General features: G+C 72.1%; 16 protein-coding genes. 3 read left to right on the top strand and 13 right to left on the bottom strand.

Annotated features, from left to right (window positions below; genetic code table 11):
* Window positions 1–243: 243 nt before the first annotated feature.
* The 8 genes from ABH928_RS28500 to ABH928_RS28465 form a co-directional block, all read right to left on the bottom strand.
* Window positions 244–1,113 carry a trypsin-like serine protease gene (locus ABH928_RS28500; protein ID WP_370071487.1) on the bottom strand — a complete coding sequence of 290 codons (870 nt, stop codon included), beginning with the start codon at window positions 1,111–1,113 and terminating at the stop codon, window positions 244–246.
* Between the two features lie 237 nt (window positions 1,114–1,350).
* On the bottom strand, window positions 1,351–2,988 hold the full coding sequence (locus tag ABH928_RS28495; protein WP_370071486.1) for an RNA polymerase sigma factor: 1,638 nt from the start codon (window positions 2,986–2,988) through the stop codon (window positions 1,351–1,353).
* 404 nt (window positions 2,989–3,392) lie between these two features.
* The gene (locus ABH928_RS28490; protein ID WP_370071485.1) at window positions 3,393–4,334 is read right to left on the bottom strand and encodes a FadR/GntR family transcriptional regulator; all 942 of its coding nucleotides are present in this window, start codon (window positions 4,332–4,334) and stop codon (window positions 3,393–3,395) included.
* 206 nt (window positions 4,335–4,540) lie between these two features.
* Complete coding sequence (locus tag ABH928_RS28485) at window positions 4,541–5,329, bottom strand: hypothetical protein (RefSeq protein WP_370071484.1); 789 nt, start codon at window positions 5,327–5,329, stop codon at window positions 4,541–4,543.
* A gap of 188 nt (window positions 5,330–5,517) precedes the next feature.
* Window positions 5,518–6,708 (bottom strand): ATP-binding cassette domain-containing protein, encoded by a 1,191-nt coding sequence (locus ABH928_RS28480; protein WP_370071483.1) that lies wholly within the window; start codon window positions 6,706–6,708, stop codon window positions 5,518–5,520.
* A gap of 135 nt (window positions 6,709–6,843) precedes the next feature.
* Complete coding sequence (locus ABH928_RS28475) at window positions 6,844–7,593, bottom strand: NUDIX domain-containing protein (RefSeq protein WP_196198602.1); 750 nt, start codon at window positions 7,591–7,593, stop codon at window positions 6,844–6,846.
* Between the two features lie 145 nt (window positions 7,594–7,738).
* Entirely contained in the window at window positions 7,739–9,028 is a 1,290-nt protein-coding gene (locus ABH928_RS28470) for a DUF4192 domain-containing protein (RefSeq protein ID WP_370071482.1), read from the bottom strand.
* Between the two features lie 279 nt (window positions 9,029–9,307).
* Window positions 9,308–11,467, bottom strand: a complete 2,160-nt coding sequence (locus tag ABH928_RS28465; RefSeq protein WP_370071481.1) for a DEAD/DEAH box helicase — start codon at window positions 11,465–11,467, stop codon at window positions 9,308–9,310.
* A gap of 357 nt (window positions 11,468–11,824) precedes the next feature.
* On the opposite strand from ABH928_RS28465, the gene ABH928_RS28460 reads away from it, so the two are divergent.
* Complete coding sequence (locus ABH928_RS28460) at window positions 11,825–12,466, top strand: hypothetical protein (protein ID WP_370071480.1); 642 nt, start codon at window positions 11,825–11,827, stop codon at window positions 12,464–12,466.
* A 125-nt stretch (window positions 12,467–12,591) separates the two neighbouring features.
* Here ABH928_RS28460 and ABH928_RS28455 read toward each other — a convergent pair whose 3' ends face one another.
* From ABH928_RS28455 to ABH928_RS28445, 3 genes are all read right to left on the bottom strand, one after another.
* Window positions 12,592–12,981, bottom strand: coding sequence for a hypothetical protein (locus ABH928_RS28455; RefSeq protein ID WP_370071479.1), 390 nt, complete (start codon window positions 12,979–12,981; stop codon window positions 12,592–12,594).
* Between the two features lie 472 nt (window positions 12,982–13,453).
* A complete protein-coding gene (locus ABH928_RS28450) occupies window positions 13,454–14,137 on the bottom strand; it encodes a ribonuclease HII (protein ID WP_370071478.1) in 684 nt (227 codons plus the stop codon).
* 141 nt (window positions 14,138–14,278) lie between these two features.
* Window positions 14,279–14,926, bottom strand: coding sequence for a TetR/AcrR family transcriptional regulator (locus ABH928_RS28445; protein WP_370071477.1), 648 nt, complete (start codon window positions 14,924–14,926; stop codon window positions 14,279–14,281).
* Window positions 14,927–15,053: 127 nt separating this feature from the next.
* On the opposite strand from ABH928_RS28445, the gene ABH928_RS28440 reads away from it, so the two are divergent.
* Window positions 15,054–16,544: an MFS transporter gene (locus ABH928_RS28440; protein ID WP_370071476.1), complete on the top strand. Its 1,491-nt coding sequence runs from the start codon at window positions 15,054–15,056 to the stop codon at window positions 16,542–16,544.
* Between the two features lie 60 nt (window positions 16,545–16,604).
* Window positions 16,605–17,513, top strand: a complete 909-nt coding sequence (dapA, locus tag ABH928_RS28435; RefSeq protein WP_370071475.1) for a 4-hydroxy-tetrahydrodipicolinate synthase — start codon at window positions 16,605–16,607, stop codon at window positions 17,511–17,513.
* Here the strand turns inward: dapA and ABH928_RS28430 are convergent.
* Together ABH928_RS28430 and ABH928_RS28425 are read right to left on the bottom strand one after the other, a co-directional pair.
* On the bottom strand, window positions 17,492–17,788 hold the full coding sequence (locus ABH928_RS28430; protein WP_370071474.1) for a YciI family protein: 297 nt from the start codon (window positions 17,786–17,788) through the stop codon (window positions 17,492–17,494). The two genes, dapA and ABH928_RS28430, sit on opposite strands and share 22 nt — an antisense overlap.
* 50 nt (window positions 17,789–17,838) lie before the next feature.
* Complete coding sequence (locus tag ABH928_RS28425) at window positions 17,839–18,471, bottom strand: histidine phosphatase family protein (RefSeq protein ID WP_370071473.1); 633 nt, start codon at window positions 18,469–18,471, stop codon at window positions 17,839–17,841.
* Window positions 18,472–18,502 lie beyond the last annotated feature (31 nt).

Genomic DNA, 18,502 nt, shown 5'->3' with positions numbered 1-18,502 from the left:
CCCCCGCCGCGGGCCCCCCCCCCCCCCCCCGCCGCGCGCCCCCCCCCCCCCCCCCCGGGGGGCGCCCCCCCCCCCCCGCCCCCCCCCCCCCCCCGCGGCCCCCCCCCGGGGGGGGGGCCCCCCCCCCCCCCCCCCCCCACTGTCGCGTATATCACACACCGGCCGCACACCGCCTGTGCGATGTCCGGGCACTGCCCACCCACCGCACAGGCACTCCCGGTGTGACGGTTGTCACACGGACCGTCAGAACTGGCTCCGGACCTCGTCCGCAACCGCCGCGACGCGGGTGTAGACGCCCGGATGGCCCGGTTGGGCACAACCCGTGCCCCACGAGACGATGCCGACCAGCCGTCCGGCCACCACCAACGGCCCGCCGCTGTCGCCCTGGCAGGCATCCCGGCCACCCAGGGTCTGCCGCCCCGCACAGACCATGCTCTCGGCCCGGAAGGTGCCGTCCGATCCTGACGCGTAGTCGGACGCGCACGTGCTGTCAGCGAGGATCGGCACCTGCACCTGGTGGAGCGTGGTCGGGTAGTCGCCGTTGCCGCGCAGATCCCCCCAGCCGTAGACGGTGGCCGAGGTGCCGGGGGCATAGGGAGCCGTGGCTCCCTCGGGGACCATCGGCAGCACGTCGTGCGGGTTCTGCGGGGTGGCCAGCGTGAGCACCGCCACGTCCCACATGTTGGTGTTCATGTCGTAGTTCGGGTCGACCCAGGTGGAGACGACCGGAACCTCCCTGCCGGCAGAACCGCCCAGGTCGGTGCGCCCGACGATCACCTTGAGGTCGGGACGGTCCACCCGCTGCATGGTCTGCTCGTCGTAGAGGCAGTGCGCGGCTGTCACCACCTTGTTCGGCGCGACCAGCGTGCCGCCGCAGAACTGCCCGGAGCGGGTGCCGCCGTAGACCGAGCGGCTGGCCACGGCGACCATCCACGGGTCCTTGGCCGTGGTCGTCGGGCCACCGCCGACGATGGCCTGCGCCGGAACGGCGGGGGTGGCGAGCGCCGTCGGCACGGACGCGAGCAGGACCAGCAGCACGCGCCTGCGCCGCCAGAACCCCCGGCCGGCTCTGCCCTCGCCGCGGCCCGCTCCGCCTCCGACGCCGCGAAGCACGTCCCGATCCGCTCCCTGATCGGGTACCCGGTCGACTCCCACCCTTGATCCTTCCGCCGCACAGACTCCTGCCGCGCCACAGCGTAGGGATCCGGACACGCAACGTGCCCACCCGCCACGCCGGGTGACGGATGGGCACGTGTGCCCGAAGGGTGATGACCTTCGAGAAACGCCTGTTCAGACGGGTCGGCCCGGATCAGTGGATCCGGGCCGGTCGGTCCCGCTCAGTGGGCCGGATCAGTCCAGGTAGTCCCGGAGGACCTGCGAGCGCGACGGGTGGCGCAGCTTCGACATGGTCTTGGACTCGATCTGGCGGATGCGCTCACGGGTGACCCCGTAGACCTTGCCGATCTCGTCCAGCGTCTTCGGCTGACCGTCGGTCAGACCGAAGCGCATGGAGACCACGCCGGCCTCGCGCTCGCTCAGGGTGTCCAGCACCGAGTGCAGCTGCTCCTGGAGCAGGGTGAAGCTGACCGCGTCGGCCGGGACGACCGCCTCGGAGTCCTCGATGAGGTCACCGAACTCGCTGTCACCGTCCTCACCGAGCGGCGTGTGCAGCGAGATGGGCTCGCGACCGTACTTCTGGACCTCGACGACCTTCTCGGGCGTCATGTCCAGCTCCTTGGCCAGCTCCTCCGGAGTGGGCTCGCGGCCCAGGTCCTGGAGCATCTGGCGCTGGACGCGGGCCAGCTTGTTGATGACCTCGACCATGTGCACCGGGATACGGATGGTGCGGGCCTGGTCCGCCATGGCGCGGGTGATCGCCTGACGGATCCACCAGGTGGCGTAGGTCGAGAACTTGTAGCCCTTGGTGTAGTCGAACTTCTCGACCGCACGGATCAGACCGAGGTTGCCCTCCTGGATCAGGTCCAGGAAGAGCATGCCGCGACCGGTGTAGCGCTTGGCCAGCGAGACGACCAGACGGAGGTTGGCCTCCAGCAGGTGGTTCTTGGCGCGGCGGCCGTCCTCGGCGATGATCTCCAGCTCGCGCTGCAGACGCGGCGCCAGCTTGTCCTCGGTGGCCAGCTTGTCCTCGGCGAAGAGACCGGCCTCGATGCGCTTGGCCAGCTCCACCTCCTGCTCGGCGTTGAGCAGGGGGACCTTGCCGATCTGCTTGAGGTAGTCCTTGACCGGGTCGGCCGTGGCACCGGCGACGGCGACCTGCTGCGCCGGGGCGTCGTCCTCGTCCTCGTCGGAGAGCACGAAGCCCTCGGACTCGCCCTCCTCGCCACCTTCGGCGGGCCCACCCTCGGCCGGGGCGGCCGAGTCCTCGGTCAGCTCGTCCTCGCCGGCGGCCTGCTCGTCGCCGTCCGCGTCCTTGCCGGACCCGGCCTTGGCGGCGGTCTTCTTGGCGGCGGTCTTCTTGGCCGGGGCAGCCTTCTTGGCGGCGGCGGCCTTCTTGGCCGGGGCAGCCTTCTTGGCAGCCGCCTCGGCTGCTGCCACGAGCTCCTGGACCTGGTCGACCTCGGCCGGAGCAGCGGACTTGGTGACCGAGGTCACCGACGCCGCAGCGGCACGCGGGGCAGCGGTTCGGGTCGTGCTCGCGGCAGCCGCAGGGCGCGGAGCGACGGACTTGGTCGCCGTCGTCTTCGTGGCAGTGCTCTTCGCCGCGACGCTCTTCCGGGGGCGCTTGGGGGCGGACGACTCCGCCGCGCTCACCATCAGCGTCACACCTTCCTCATCGAGGACCTGGTTGAGGCTGCGCATGACGTTCTTCCACTTGGTGACCGGAATCTGGTCCACCTCGAAGGCATGGCGCACGTCATCGCCGGCGATCTGCCCCTGTGCCTTACCCCGCTCAATGAGCGCCATGAGAGCGGCAGACTCGGTGATCTCGGGTGGGAGCGAACGGGATGTGCTTGCCGACACGAACAACCTCTCGGACGTGAGTGGACAGAAGGCCGGCCGCAGGGACGGCCCTCTGAAAACTGCAAAGCTTTGGCTGGCGGTTCTGGCACCGCCTTCGTACACATCGCTCGGCACGGGAAAGCGTTACGCACCACTTACGTGGTGCAGGTCACAATGCCCCGGGGCGAGTCCTTGTATGGGGTCTACCCCGTTCAACCATGCCAGATGGGCGGTGATTCCGAGTGTCGCCTGAATCGGGTAGCGGACGGCCGAGGCCGCCACCCGGTGGTCGTCTCTCCGGGGGCGGCCTCGGCCGATCGGTGTGCTGCCTCGATGAACCGCGTCGGTGCAGTCGGTGCAGCCGTTGTGCGGGGCTTTCGGGTCCTGCGGCGGCGGGTCGTGCGGAGGTGGCGGGTCGTGCCGCTGTGCGCTCAGTGCTCGCGGGGGCCGGGGACGAGCGGGTCGACCTCCGGCTGAACGGTCAGCAGCGCACGCATCGCCTGCTCGGCCGCGGTCCCGTCACCGGTGCCGAGGGCGTCGACCAGGCGCACGTGCAGTCCGACCGAGGGCTCGGACGGGCGGTCGCACGCGGTGAACGGTCCGCCGGAGACCTGGAGGGCGGAGCCGACGATCCCGGCCAGGTGCTCCAGCATCCGGTTGCCGGCCAGCGCCAGCAGCACGGCGTGGAACTCGGCGTCGGCACGACCGTAGGTGAGCGCGTCGCCCTGGGCCGCGGCGTGGCTCATGATCTCGGTCATGTCGTGCATCCGCTGCTGGACCTCGTCCCGGCCGTGGCCGGCGGCGAGGCGGGCGGCGAGCGGCTCGATGGCCCAGCGCAGCTCGAACAGCTCACGACGCTGGTCGTCACGCTGCGGGCCGTAAGCGCGCCACTCGATGATGTCCGGGTCGAGCAGGTTCCAGTCAGCGACCGGCCGGACCCGGGTGCCGACGTTGGGGCGCGCCGAGACGAGGCCCTTGGCCTCCAGCACGCGCAGCGATTCACGGACGACGGTGCGGGACACCTCGAACCGCTGTCCGATCTCCTCGGGGACGAGGGGACGGTCGGCGCCGAGGTCACCGGAGACGATCATCTGCCCGAGCTGCTGGACCAGCTGACCGTGCAGCCCGCGGCCACGACTGCCGGCGGCGCGACGTCCGCTGCGGCCGAGATCGGGGTCGGAGCCGTCCCAGTGCAGTGCGGCGGCGCTGGTCGCAGCCGCGGCATGGGGCGAGGCGACGGGGTGGGATGCGGGGAAGCGGTCCAGCTGAGCGGACGTCATCTGGGCGGGGGTCATGGTGGGGTGCGCAACGGTACTCACGTCTCCTTTGTCGGCTATGCGGCGCACAGGCTTGAGGACTTTCGTGAAAAGCACACGAAAGGGTGATCGCCCATCACTACACAATTGACGCCATATCGGCAGTTATTGCCCAACTGAGAGGCGAGGGCCGCTGAGAGCCCACGGCCCCCGCGCGATCCCGTGCGGCCCCGCGTCAGTCGTGAGCAGCCAGCACCGGCTCGTTCCGGTCGTTCGTGGAGACGACCGTCGAACCCGAGCACGCCCAGGAAGGTTCGCCCTGGTCAGAGTGCGCTGCGGCGCGGGAGGAGGAGCAGGTAGGCACCGAGCAGCAGCAGGATCGGGGCGGCCACGGCGACGGCCAGATCGGCCGACGAGAGCGCGGTGCCGCTGCGGAGCCCGGAAAACGTCCCGTAGAGCCAGTCGTGGCCGCGGTCGACCGGGAAGAGCGCACGCCAGTGGAGGGCACGCAGACCGCCGGAGGCCAGGGCTCCGCGCTCGACCAGCGCGCCGGCCACAGGCTCGGCCAGGATCGGCACGGTGATCAGCAGCAGCATGCCTGCCGCCGCACTGCGCAGCAGCACCCCGCCGAGCAGCCCGATCCAGCCGCCCGCGACGGTCAGCGCCAGATACCCGACGAGCGCGGCCGGAACGTGACCGTGCCGGGCGGCGGCCTCGAGCGGCGCTGCGGCGGCGTGGTCCCCGAGCCGGAGCAGCAGGCCGTCCACCGCGAGGGAGACCGCACCGAGGAGCCCCGCGAAGACCCCGACCACCAGCAACTTGGCCAGTAGCAGCCCGAACCGCCGACGCAGCGGACGCAGGATCCCGCCCGGAGCCGGGTAGCGGAACTCGTGCCCGGCCGACAACGCCCCCACCGCACCCGCTCCGAGCGCCGCCAACGGCAGCGGCAGCAGTGGCACCCCGGCAGTCAGCACCCGGATCGGGTCCGTCAGCCCCGGCTGGCGCAGCGTCAGCTCGGCCACGACGGCGTCGGCCGCCAGCACCGCGACGGGGATCAGCCAGCTGGAGCGCACCCCGATGAGACGGCGGCGCTCGTAGGTCAGTGCGTGCACGGCTGCTCGTCTCACTCTCGGTTCGGGCCCGCCCCCGGTCTAGGAGCGGGTCGCGTGGATGCGCTGGGTGGAGGGGTACGCGGGCGGCTGCGCGGCGGTTCGGGTACGCGGGCGGGTGCGCGGCGCGGCGGGGTACGCGAAGGGGCGGGGAAGGCGAGGTCGGGGCTGCCCCGGTCGCGAGCGGCCGGTCAGTCGTCCTCGTCGCGGAAGAGCGGCGCGGCAACCCTGGTGTCGCGGCGGGACAGGACTGCTGACGCTCCGGACATCCCGGTGAACGGGGGCACCACCATCGGCGCCAGCACCGTCTCGCCCTTGCCGACCGACACCGTGGTCCGGACGGAGGGCGACTCGGGATCCGGATCGGCGGTCCGCCCGCCGCCGGGGACGCCCGGCTCCAGGGCAGACGCTCGCCGTGGCGTCGTCGGGGCGTGGTCGACGGTCTGGTCAGCCAGCTCGTGCAGCAGGATCCCGTGACGGAACGCCAGTTCGCCGATCTCGGTCCGGGAGAGGCCCTCGACGGAGATGGCGTTCCCGCTCTCCCGCCGGACTGCGACGCCCGACTCGCTCAGCAGGTCCCCGAGGCGCGCGACCTGGGGGCCGCGCACCGAGACCTCGTCGCGCAGCCGGGTCCGCCGGAACTCGTCGATCGGCTGGTCCGCCCGCAGCCGTCCGTCGTCCAGGGTGACCACCCGGTCGGCCAGCACAGCCGCCTCCTGTGGGCTGCGCAGCGTCACGACAACCGCCCCACCTCCGGTGGCGAACGCCCGGAGGAAGGCGTGGAACCACTCGACGTTCTTGGGCGAGAGGCCCTCGGTGGGCTCGTCCAGGACCAGCGTGCACGGGTCGCCGAGGAGCGCCTGGGCGAGCTGCAACCGTCGTGTCATACCGGGCGAGTAGGTGCGCAGCCGGTGCTCGGCCGCCGGACCGAGGCGTGTCTGCTCCAGCAGCTGGTCGGCACGGCGCGCGGAGACGCCCGCCGCAGCCGCCATCATCCGCAGATGGGCGCGGGCCCGGCGCCCCGGGTGCCCGGCGGGACGGTCGGCGTCCCCCAGCACGACGCCCACCTCCCGCTCCGGGTGAGGCAGCCGCCGGTACGGACGCCCATGAAAGAGGGCGGCTCCCTGCCCGTTCTCCAGACCGAGGGCGAGGCGCAGCGCCGTGGTGCGCCCGGATCCCTCCCGACCGAGCAGGGCGGTCACCTGGCCGGGACGCGCGTCGAAGGACAGGTCCAGCAGCGCCGGAGGACGGCCACGCCGGTAGCTCTTGGTCAGTCCGATCGCCTGAAAGGACTGGTACGTCGACTGGTGGGCCTGCGTCTGGGCTTTCTGGGCGTGGGCCTTCTGGGCGTGGGCCTTCTGGTTTTGGGCCGTCTGAGCCACGGTCGGACTCCTCCGTGCTGGTCTCCCCCGTCGCCAGCACGATAGACCGACATAGTTACTTTGCGTGGTATTGACCGATACGGCGCGTAGGAGTCGCCGGAGTCATCCACGGCCCCGTCTCCGAACGACGGCCCGTCAGCTGTCGGGCCGCAGCATGGGCGGGTTGAGCACGGTGGCCCCGCCGGCCCGGAACAGCTGGGCCGGGCGACCACCCTGACGCGTCGTGGTCCCGCCCGCGGGGAGCAGGAACCCGGGAGTACCGGTGACCTTGCGGTGGAAGTTGCGCGGGTCCAGCTGCACGCCCCACACCGACTCGTACACGCGCCGCAGCTCGCCGACGGTGAACTCCTCCGGACAGAAGGCCGTGGCCAGTGCCGAGTACTCGATCTTGGATCGGGCCCGCTCCACACCATCGGCCAGGATCTCGGTGTGGTCGAAGGCGAGCAGCATCCCGTCGTCCCCCTTGCCCCGGCCGAGGAGCTCCTCGACCGGCGCCCACCTCGCGCTGCGCACATCCCCACCGGGGCGCGGTGTGGGCAGGTCCGGGGCGAGCGCCAGGTACGCCACGCTGACCACGCGCAGGCGCGGGTCGCGCTGCGGGTCGCCGTAGGTGGCGAGCTGCTCCAGGTGGGCGCCGACCCCGGGACCGGTCCCGGGGGCGCCGTGGGTGCGCAGACCGGTCTCCTCGGCCAGCTCGCGGGCCGCCGCCTCGATCAGGCCCTCGTCCGGGCGGACGAAGCCACCGGGCAGCGCCCAGAACCCCTGGAACGGCGGCTCGCCCCGGCGGACCATCAGCGCGCACAGGGCATGGTCGCGCACGGTCAGGACAACCAGGTCGACAGTGACCGCGAAGGGAGGGAAGGCCGACGGATCGTAACGCGACATGCGCCGCATCTTAGTCGTCTCTGTGACGATAAACAGCGTCGCGTTCCGAAGGGACGGCCATCCGGCCCGCCGGATCCACACAGATGCCCATGAATCCCCGCAGATGGGCCCAGAGATGCATGCGGATGCACGGGGCTCCGCACGGCTACCCGTCGGAATCCGGATCCCGACGCTGGTGCGGCATCGAGCCGGACGCACTGCCCGGATTGCCCGAGGTTTCGGGATCGGCGCCCGCGCAGCTGCCACCGGCTCCCTCCGGGCCGCGGCCGAGGCGGCAGCGTCGACGGCGACGGGAGCCGCGCTGTCGGGCCGCCCGCTCGGCGCGCAGCGTGGCGCAGAGGGAGTCGGGAACGGCTCCGCAGTTGATCGCCTCGTAGAGCAGCGCGGCGAAGGTGTAGTCGGGATCGGCGGTCAGTGCCCGCCCCAGGGCCACCCGGGCCGTCACGGTGTCGCCGGTGACCCACGCCGTCCAGCCCAGCAGTGAGAGCGGGGCCGCCGCGTGGTCCGCGAACGGGCCCACACAGCGGCGGGCGAGGTACCGCCAGACGTCGGCCGCGTGGTGGACGTCGGGCGGGTCGAGCCACTCGGCCGCCCGGTCGCGAGCAAGCCTGTCCTGCAGACCCAGCACGATCCGGGCCGCGTGCTCGTCGTCCAACGTCCGCTCGCCGGAACGGAACCGGGCGACCGCCGCCGCGACCAGGTCGGCGGTGGCCGAGCGCAGCCGTTCGCAACCTCGCTCCCGGCCGATCTCGGCGGCGACTGCGGGCATCACCCGCTCGAAGGCGCGCATGAGCGGTTCGACCGTGGCGACCGGCACCGGCGCCAACTCACGATGGAGATCCCGCAGGTTGCCGCGTACCTGGATGCCCGCGAACGCCGCCGCGGCGGCCACGGCCGACGTGCTGCCGGGAGGACGGATCGGCGCGCCCTCGGCCGGACAGCACTCGGGATCGTCGCAGGTGTACGAGAACCACCGGCCTTCGGAGAGGCAGAGCGACTCGTGCACGGGGATGCCCGCCGCCCCGAAGGCCTCGCCCAACAGCAGGGCCAGCGGACGCAGGGACTCGGCCACCGCACGCGGGCTGCCGCCGATGACCGGGTCCTGGCAGAGGTAGAGGATGACGGCGTCCGGCAGCGTGTCCCGCTGCTCGGAGAGGGCGAGCAGGTACCGCATGACCTCCTCGGCCGCCCCGGGCCAGGCCGCGCGGGCGGGAAGATCCACCCGGACGGAACCGCCCTGCCGTCGCCTCGGCCCCTGCAGGCCGAGCGCCACGATGCTGTCGTTCGGGAAGAAGCCCAGCAGGAAGGGCAACGCCTCGGCGATGTCGGCCGGCGTCTTCATACGGACGACGGGGCGCTCGAACGGGGAGAAGGACGGTTCCGGAACCGGCGGGGGAAGCGGGGCGGACGCGGAGGGCATGTCGTGCTCGTTCATGGCGCCGAGCCTGCCCCTGGCCGACGACGACGCCGAACGGCTTCTCACGCGCCTGTGGAGAACTGGCGGGTGTGGAAAACCTGCTCATCCGATCGGGCGAAGGGACAGGACGCTCCCACCCGAACCAACGTTTCTCCACAGGCTGGTGAGGCCCCGTTGGCTTTTGTCGGTGGTCCCGACTATCAAGGACATCACGAAGACACGAGAACACGAGAAGCGAAGCCACGAAGCCGCGCAGGTGTGCAGCCGCGCAGGCATGAAGCTGCGTCAGGGGCGGCCCTACCCCGCGACGGCGAGGACCATCGGGAGCACCTGACCGGCGCCGTTCTGGCGCAGCAGACGTGCGCCCACGGCCAGGGTCCAGCCGGACTCGGTGTAGTCGTCGACCAGCAGGACCGGCCCGGGTGTGGCGGCCAGTGCGGCGGCGAGGTCCTCGGGGACGGAGAAGGACGAGGCGAGGGCCCGCAGCCGCTGGGCGGAGTTGCTGCGGTGGGCGGCCAGTTCGTCCGCCTGCGGCGTGTAGGTGAGGCTGCCCAGCAGCGGGAGCCGACCGACCCGGGCCAGCCCCTGGGCCAGGGCGGTCACCAGTTGCGGACGGGTGCGCGAGGGCATCGCGACGACGCCCACCGGCCGGGCGGCCGCGTCGGCGCCGCCGGCGGCCCAACCACCGGGCGAGCGCGCCCAGTCGGCGACCACGGTGACCACCGCGGCCAGCACGTCGTCCGGCACCGGAGCGTCGGGAGCCTGGGCGGCCAGCAACGGACGGAGGCGGTTGCCCCAACCGATGTCCGAGAGGCGGCCCAGGGCGCGGCCGACGGCCGCCTGCTGGCCCTCGGGGATGCGTCCCTTGAGGTCGACCCCGACGGCCTGCATGCCCGAGGGCCACATCCGGCGCGGCTCGACCTCGACGCCCGGCCGGGCCAGCTCGCCGGTCGCGGCCGCGACCGCCTGCGGGGAGACCGCGGCGTCGAGCCAGGGCCCGGCGCAGTTGTCGCAGCGACCGCACGGGGCCGCCTTCTCGTCGTCGAGCTGCTGCTGCAGGAACTCCATCCGGCAGCCTGTGGTCGCGACGTAGTCCCGCATGGCCTGCTGTTCGGCCTCGCGCTGCCGCGCGACCCAGGCGTACCGCTGGGTGTCGTAGGTCCAGGGCCGGCCTGTGGCGGTCCAGCCGCCCTTCACCCGGGCGACGGCGCCGTCCACGTCCAGCACCTTGAGCATCGTCTCCAGCCGGGAGCGCCGCAGATCCACCAACGGTTCCAACGCGGGGAGCGAGAGCGGGCGTCCCGCCTGCTCCAACGCCCCGAGAGTGCGGCGCACCTGCTCCTCGGGCGGGAAGCCGACCGAGGCGAAGTAGGCCCAGATCGCCGCGTCCTCCCGGCCCGGCAGCAGCAGGACGTCGGCGTGGTCCACCCCGCGCCCGGCACGGCCGACCTGCTGGTAGTAGGCGATCGGCGAGCTGGGCGAGCCAAGGTGCACGACGAAACCCAGGTCGGGCTTGTCGAAGCCCATGCCCAGCGCGGAGGTGGCCACCAGTGCCTTCACCCGGTTGGCCAGCAGATCCTCCTCGGCCTGCAGCCGGTCCGCGTTCTCCGTGCGGCCGGTGTAGGACGCCACCCGGTGGCCGCACTGCCGCAGGAAGGCCGCGACCTCCTCCGCCGCCGCCACAGTGAGGGTGTAGATGATCCCGGACCCCTGCAGATCGCCCAACCGCTCCCCCAGCCAGGCCAAGCGGTGGGCCGCGTCGGGCAGTTCCAGCACCCCGAGCCGCAGGCTCTCCCGGTCCAGCGGCCCGCGCAGGACCAGCGCGTCCGCTCCGCCGGTGCCCAGCTGTTCGGCGACGTCCGCCGTCACCCGCGCGTTGGCCGTGGCGGTCGTGGCCAGCACGGGGACGTCTGCGGGCAGCTCCGCCAGCATGGTCCGCAGCCGGCGGTAGTCCGGGCGGAAGTCATGGCCCCAGTCGGAGATGCAGTGCGCCTCGTCGACCACCAGCAGACCGGTGGTCGCGGCCAGGCTCGGCAGCACGGTGTCCCGGAAGTCGGGCGAGTTCAGGCGCTCGGGACTCACCAGCAGGACGTCCACGTCCCCCGCCGCGACCTCCGCCTGGATGGCGCCCCACTCCTCGGGGTTGGCCGAGTTGATCGTGCGGGCGGCGATCCCCGCGCGCGCGGCCGACTCCACCTGGTTGCGCATCAGGGCCAGCAACGGCGAGATGATCACAGTCGGCCCGGCTCCGCGCCGCCGGAGCAGCGAGGTCGCCACGAAGTAGACCGCGGACTTGCCCCACCCCGTGCGCTGCACCACCAACGCGCGGCGGTGGGCCACCACCAGCGCCTCGATCGCCTGCCACTGGTCCTCGCGCAGGCGCGCCTCCGCACCTCCGCTCCCCACCAGGCGGGCGAGTACGGCGTCGGCCTCGGCACGCAGATCCACGTCACTCATGCCCCCATGCAACCCGACAACACCGACAAGAAGCGAACCCACCGCTTGGCGAGGCGGGAAGAGAGACCGGGAGACACGGCCGGCGGCGGACCGGAGGGACCACCGGTTGCCGGGGCGCACCCCACCGGTCGGGGGGCGGCGCTGCGCCGGTCGGGTCGGCTTCCCGCCCGAACGGACCAGCTGGGACCGCTCGCCGGGGGGACTTATCCGCCTGATCTTCGGAACCGGGGACACTTCCGGCGGGGTCACCGTTGCCGCATGGTCCGTCGGACGTGAGAATTGGCAGGTATCCCGGCCCGGACGCGTCGTTCCTGACCGGTGTGCGAGGTGCCCGCGCGGGCACGGGGAAGGAGGATCTTGAGCATCGGCCATCCCCCCGAGCTGCCCATGGGCTCGCACTCCCCGGCCGTCCCCCGCTCGCTGGACGCGGCCACCTGGGCCGATGCCGACCTTCCGCTGCTGCCGGAGCCCCGCACGGTGATCGAGGACCTCCACCGGATCCACCAGCCGCTGCCGGGCGCGACCGTGCTGGGTGTGCTGTCGACGGACTCGCGGGTGGTGGCGGGTGCGTCCTTCACCGTGCCGGAGCGGCTCACCGACGGCTGGCACCTGCGCAACATCCTGCTGGCGCACCTGCGCCACACCGTGCCCCACGGCCTGCGCCGCCGCGCGCCGCTGCACACCGCGGTGCTGATCCAGTGCCGCCGCGGACCGTCCGGGTGGACCGAGCAGGACGGCGCCTGGATGTGGGCGCTTCGCGACGCCGGCCAGCTACACGGAATACGGTGCGGCGGCTACGTCACTCTGACGGACGAAGGCTGGCAGCTGATCGGAGACGCCCGGCGCGGCCGGAGCCCGCACGCGGGCTCGTGGGCACAGCGTCCGGTCACCACGATCAGCGAACTGACCGCGGCCAACGAGCCGACGCCGAGCTTGGAGGCGCCGAAGCCACGCCTCGCGCTGCTCCCCGTCGAAGAGCCGCGCGTGGCCGTCAACTGATCGGTGTCGAGTGATCCCTGTCGAGCCCGCCCCACATCGGGATCACCCGACATCGGGCACACCGCTGACCGTTCCCGCCCGACCGTGCACAGGTCGGGCGGGAGCGGTCAGCGGCTGCGGGTGTGCTACTCCGGGCGGCGGGGCGCGGGCAGGGGTGCGTCGCCGCAGACCACCAGCAGAGCGGTGGCTCGGGCAAGAGCCGTCGCCATGGCGTCCTGGACGGTCGCGGTGTCACCGCCGTTGACAGCGAGCACGACCACCTCGCGCCGCACTGGGCGGCAGCCGTCGGCGGCGGCGTAGAAGACGTCGTCGGCCGCGTCCAGCTGGGACCAGTACCGGTCCTCGCCGAAGGACCGCTCGTGCTGCTGCCACGGGTGGGCGGCGTCGGTGGTCAGCACCAGGATCTGACCGGGCGCACGCCCCGCGTCGAGGAGCAGGTCGACGGTCTCGTCGGCGCGCTCGACGGCAGCCTCACGGGCGGCCGGGACCACCTGCAGCTCAGGGAGTGTGGGCACGGCCTCCGCTGCGGGACGACGCGACGCGACGCCGGGCTTCGGCGCGCGGGCGGGCCCAGCCGGCGGACCGGGAACCGGGCGTCGCGCCGGCGGTCCCGGCCGGGGCACGGGACGCGGGGCAGCCGCCACGCTAGAGGGGGAAGGCACTGCGGTCACGGCGGTGCGGGCTACCGGGTCCGTCTCGTCGGTGGATGGAACGCCCTGGCCCGAGTCGGTCTTGTGGATCTCCAGCTCCTCGGCACGATTTCTGACGACGCACCGGACGGCGCCGCACAGCGCCTGAGAGCTTACTCGTTGCCGAAGATCAGCCGATAGGGGGGCCCACCCGCAGATCAGTGCGATTTCGCAAAGCTCATCCCCGCCCCGCCGGGAAGCCGCCACGCCGTCGCTTCCCGGTCATCTGCGGACACGGTTCGCGGCTCCCCGCGCGGTAACTGATCATGCGTCAGGCGGCGGGAGCCGATGGAAACCGTCAGAAGCCGAGGGAGAGCTGCTCCCCCGCATCGACGGACTCGCGGACAACCTTGAGGTGACGCCACTGCGGGAGGTCGTCGAGGAAGGCCCAGGAGAGCCGGTGCAACTCGGTCGGGCCGAGACGTTCCAACGCCTCCCGATGCACCGGGGAGGGGTAGCCCGCGTTGTCGGCGAAGCCGAAATCGGGGTGGTCGCAGCCGAGCTCGGCCATCATCGCATCGCGCCGGACCTTGGCGATCACGGAGGCCGCCGCGACGGCGACGCAGGACTGGTCGCCCTTGATCACCGTACGGACCCGCCACGGGCCGCCCAGGTAGTCGTGCTTGCCGTCGAGGATCACCGCGTCGGGCGGTTCCGGCAGCCCCTCCAAGGCGCGGACGGCGGCCAGGCGGAGCGCCGCGGTCATCCCGAGCTCGTCGCACTCGCGCGGAGAGGCATGGCCGAGCGCGTAGGCGTTCACCCACGCCGACAGGACGGGGGCGAGCTCCTCGCGGCGTCGCGGGGTGAGCAGCTTGGAGTCGGTCAGCCCGGCAGGGGGCTTGCGCAGGCCGGTGACCGCCGCGCAGACCGTGACCGGCCCGGCCCACGCGCCGCGTCCCACTTCGTCCACGCCGGCCACGAGGGTGGCACCGGCCCGTCGCAACGAGCGTTCGACGGAATGGGTGGGCGGATCGACGGGCATGCCCTCAGCCTAGGGCCTGCCCGGACCGCCGATTCCCGCCCGGACCGCCGATTCCGTCGGGATCGCCGATTCCCGCACGACCGCCGACCACGAGGGCCCGACCAACACGAGCGCCCGACCCACGACGACGGCCCGCCCCGGTCACCCGAGCAGGAGCGGCAGCAGCACCTCGTCGACCAGAGCGACCGCCTCCTCCTCGGTGAAGCGCCCCTGGCCGGTCTTGGCCCGGTACAGCATCATCGCCGGGACCACGTCCAGGACCATCGGCGTGACCGCGCCCGGGCGGATCTCGCCGCGCCCGTCGGCGGCGCGGAGCGCGGCGAGGAGCAGGCCGCGCGCGGGGGTCAGGATCCGCTGTTGGACCAGGCCCATCAAGGCCGCGGCCCGCTCGTGGTCCAGCTCGCTGATCACCGCCCGCGCGGCGCAGCCGGGGCGCGAGCTCATCGCGGCGCGCAGACGTTCCAGCACCGCGAGCAGGTCGCCCCGGAGGCTGCCGGTGTCGGGGGCGTCGCCGAGCAGGGGCAGGCTACATCCGAGCGCTTCGAGAACCAGGTCCTCCTTGCTGCCCCAGCGCCGGTAGAGGCTGGCCTTGCCGGTCTGCGCGGCGGTGGCCACGGCCTCCATGCTGAAGCGCGCATAGCCGGAGGCGACCAACTGCTCCAGCGTGGCTGTGAAGATCGCCTGCTCCAACGCCTGCCCGCGACGCCGGGCGACGACCTGCTGGGCGTGCCGCACCGATGCGCAGGGGCCACCGCGCTCGGCTCCGCCTTCACCGGTTACTTTCGTCAACTGCTCACCCCGGAGGGTTGAATGTCCTATTTGTCCGGGTCTACCGTCGATGTTAGTGAACGGAGCCGTTCACTCCAAGACCCGCCCCAGAGCCGGCCACCCAGGCGATCCATCCCAGGGGGAAGCCGTGGCACTTCCAAAAACCGTTACCCGCAGCGCGCCCGCGCAGGCGCGACGCGGTCAGCATTCGGGGATCTCGCTGGCCGTGATCGCCACCACGCAGCTGATGGTCGTGCTGGACATCACCATCGTGAACATCGCGCTGCCCCACATCTCCACCGCCCTGAGATTCAGCCCGACCAGCCTGTCCTGGGTGCTCAACGCCTATACCCTCACCTTCGGCGGCCTGCTCCTGCTGGGCGGCCGGATCGGCGACATCCTCGGCCGAAGGCCCACGCTGATCGCGGGAGTGCTGCTGTTCAGCTTCGCGTCGCTGCTCGGCGGTCTCTCCACGAGCGCCGGGATGCTGCTGGCCGCCAGGTCCTTGCAGGGCATCGGCGGAGCCGTCGCCTCGCCGACCGCCTTCGCGCTGATCGCCACCAACTTCAAGGAGGGCCCGGATCGCAACCGGGCCTTCGGCGTCTACTCGGCCGTGGCGGGCGCGGGCGGTGCGATCGGGTTGCTGCTCGGCGGCATCCTGACCTCCTGGCTCTCCTGGCGGTGGGTGCTCTTCGTCAACGTGCCGATCGGCCTGGCGCTCGCCTTGCTGGCACCGCTCTACATCAACGACTCCGAGAGGCACCCGGGCCGCTTCGACCTGCCGGGCGCGCTCAGCGCGACGATCGGCATGGTCAGCCTGGTCTACGGCTTCATCCGGGCCGCGCAGAGCGGCTGGACCGACACCTGGACGCTGACCGCGTTCGCAGTCGCGGTGGTGCTGCTGACCGCGTTCCTGGCGATCGAGTCCCACACCGAACAGCCGATCACGCCGCTGCGGATGTTCCGCAACCGCAACCGGTGGGGCTCGTACGTGATCATGCTGTGCCTGGCCGCGGCGATGTTCGGGATCTTCTTCTTCATGACCCAGTTCATCCAGGACATCCTGGGGTTCAGCCCGATCCGGGCCGGGCTCGGCTTCCTGCCGATGAGCGTGGCCATCATCGTGGCGGCGCAGGTCTCGGCGAGGTTCCAGACCCGGGTCGGAGCACGGCCGTTCCTGCTGCTGGGCACGGTGATGATCACGGGCGGGGCCTACTGGATCACCCGGCTCGACGTGCACAGCACCTACGCAGCAGGTGTGTTGGGGCCGACCGTGGTGTTCGGCCTCGGCATGGGCTGCATCTTCGTCCCGGTGATGCTGACGGCGGTGTCGGGTGTCGCCCCGCACGAGACGGGAGCCGCGACGGGCCTGCTCAACACCATGCAGCAGGTGGGCGGTTCGCTTGGTCTGGCGATCCTGGTGACGGTCTTCGCCACGGCCTCGCGCGACGAGACCAAGGCGCAGTTGCCGCACCCGAACAGCAACGAGGTCTTCGTCCACGGCATGACGAGCGCGTTCGAGGCGGCGATCGCCTTCACGGTGCTGGCCCTGGCGATGGCGGTCTTCGTGGTCCGGCCCGCGCGGGCTTCGCGGGGCCCGGCGACGCCCGTCGCGGAAGGGACTGTTCAGCACGACTGAACGGTTGGGCGTAGCAGATGTTGCTGGTGCTTCACCGCGAGCCCGGGTCAAGCTGGCCTCATGCACTCCGACATGCCTGCCACCGGCGCTCCCTCCCCCTTCGGCCGCGTGCTGGCCGCGATGGTCACGCCGTTCCGGCCCGACGGCGCCCTGGACCTGACCGGAGCACAGGAGCTCGCCGCCCACCTGGTGGCCGAGGGCTGCGACGGTCTGGTCCTCAGCGGCACGACCGGCGAAGCCCCGACGACCACCGACGCCGAGAAGGAGCAGCTGGTCCGGGCCGTTGTCGAGGCGGTGGGCGGCAAGGCCACCGTGGTCGCGGGCGTCGGCACCTACGACACCGCCCACTCGCAGGAGCTCGCCCGGTCCGCCGAACGAGCGGGCGCGGACGGGGTGCTGGCGGTCACGCCGTACTACAGCCGCCCGCAGCAGGAGGGCGTGCGGCGGCATCTGCGCGCCGTCGCCGATGCCGTGACGCTCCCCGTCATGCTCTACGACATCCCGCACCGCACCGGGACGCGGCTCGCCCCGGAAACCCTGAGCGCCCTGGCCGGACATCCGCGGATCGTCGCGGTCAAGGACGTCAGCTACGACCTCGCAGGCGCGGCCAGGACCATGGCCGAGACCGGACTCCAGTACTACTGCGGCGCGGACGAGCTCAACCTGCCACTCGCCGCGATCGGAGCCGTCGGCGTCGTCAGCACGGTGGCGAACGTCGCGCCGCGCGAGATCCGCGCCGTCCTGGACGCCTACGCGCGGGGCGAGAACGCCGAGGCCGCGCGCCTGCACCAGGGGCTGCTGTCACTGGTACAGGCGATGATGGACGAGGCGCCGGGCACGGTCACCGCCAAGGCACTGCTCCGCGCCGCCGGACGACCGGCCGGCCCGGTCCGGTCACCGCTGGTGGACGCGGAACCGGAGCTGGTCGAGCGCCTGGTGAAGGTGCGTCAGGAGGCCTGCTCGCGGTAGCCGGCCAGCACCTCGGCGGTCTTCGTGGCGGTGAACTCGACCACGTCGTAGGCGGCCACGCCCGCCTTTGCGAAGGGGTCCTCCGCGAGCAGTGCGTCCAGCGCCGCGCGGTCCAGCCCGCCGACCAGCAGGATGCCGCCGGTGCGCGGGACCTTGGCACCCGAGGCGAGCAGCGCGCCCTTCGCGTACTGCTGGTCCAGCCAGGTCCGGTGGTCCTCCAGGTGGGCGTCCACCTGCTCCATGGGAACGGTGTAGGACAGGGTCACGACGAACACGCTTACTCCTCCGCACAGCGACAGGACGGCATCCGTTCGGGCGCGCCGGATCAGGCCCAGCGGTCGAACGGACGGTCAAGCGTATATCGCCCGTCCGGACCGAGGAGCAGGGTCCTCATCTCGCCGTTGTCGGGATTGGAGAGCGCCTCGAACTCCTCCACGGTCCAGTGGAACCAGCGCATGCAGAAGAGCCGCATCATCAGCCCGTGCCCGATCAGCAGCACATTGGGCGGATAGTCGGGACTCAGGAAATTGCGGTGCAGCGTTTCGAAGAACGCGCCGACCCGGTCGTAGACGTCGGCGCCGGACTCCCCCTGGGTCAGCCGGTAGTAGAAATGGCCGTAGGCGTCGCGGGCCTTGCGCTGCTCGCGGATGTCGTCGAGGTCCTGGAGGTTGCCCCAGTCCTGCTCGCGCAGTCGGGGCTCCTCCATCACCCGGATCCGGGCGGGCTCCAGTCCCAGCAGGTCCAGGGTCTGCCGGGTGCGGGTGTAGGGCGAGACGTAGACCTGCACCCGCTCGACGCCGAACATCTCCCGCAGTTCGGCGCCGGCCTCCCGCGCCTGTTCCCGTCCGCGTTCGGTCAGTTTCAGGGCGTGGTCGGGGACGCGCTCGTAGATCGACTCATCGATATTTCCTTCCGACTCCCCATGTCGGAGCAGGACGATTCGTCGAGGTCGCGCCATACCGGCCACAGTAACCCAGCGGCCCGGACGG

It is taken from the genome of Streptacidiphilus sp. MAP5-3 (genome assembly GCF_041262505.1).
GTDB lineage: Bacteria > Actinomycetota > Actinomycetes > Streptomycetales > Streptomycetaceae > Streptacidiphilus.
Note: the sequence above shows the minus strand (reverse complement) of the source record. Positions and strands in the feature narration are given on the sequence as shown.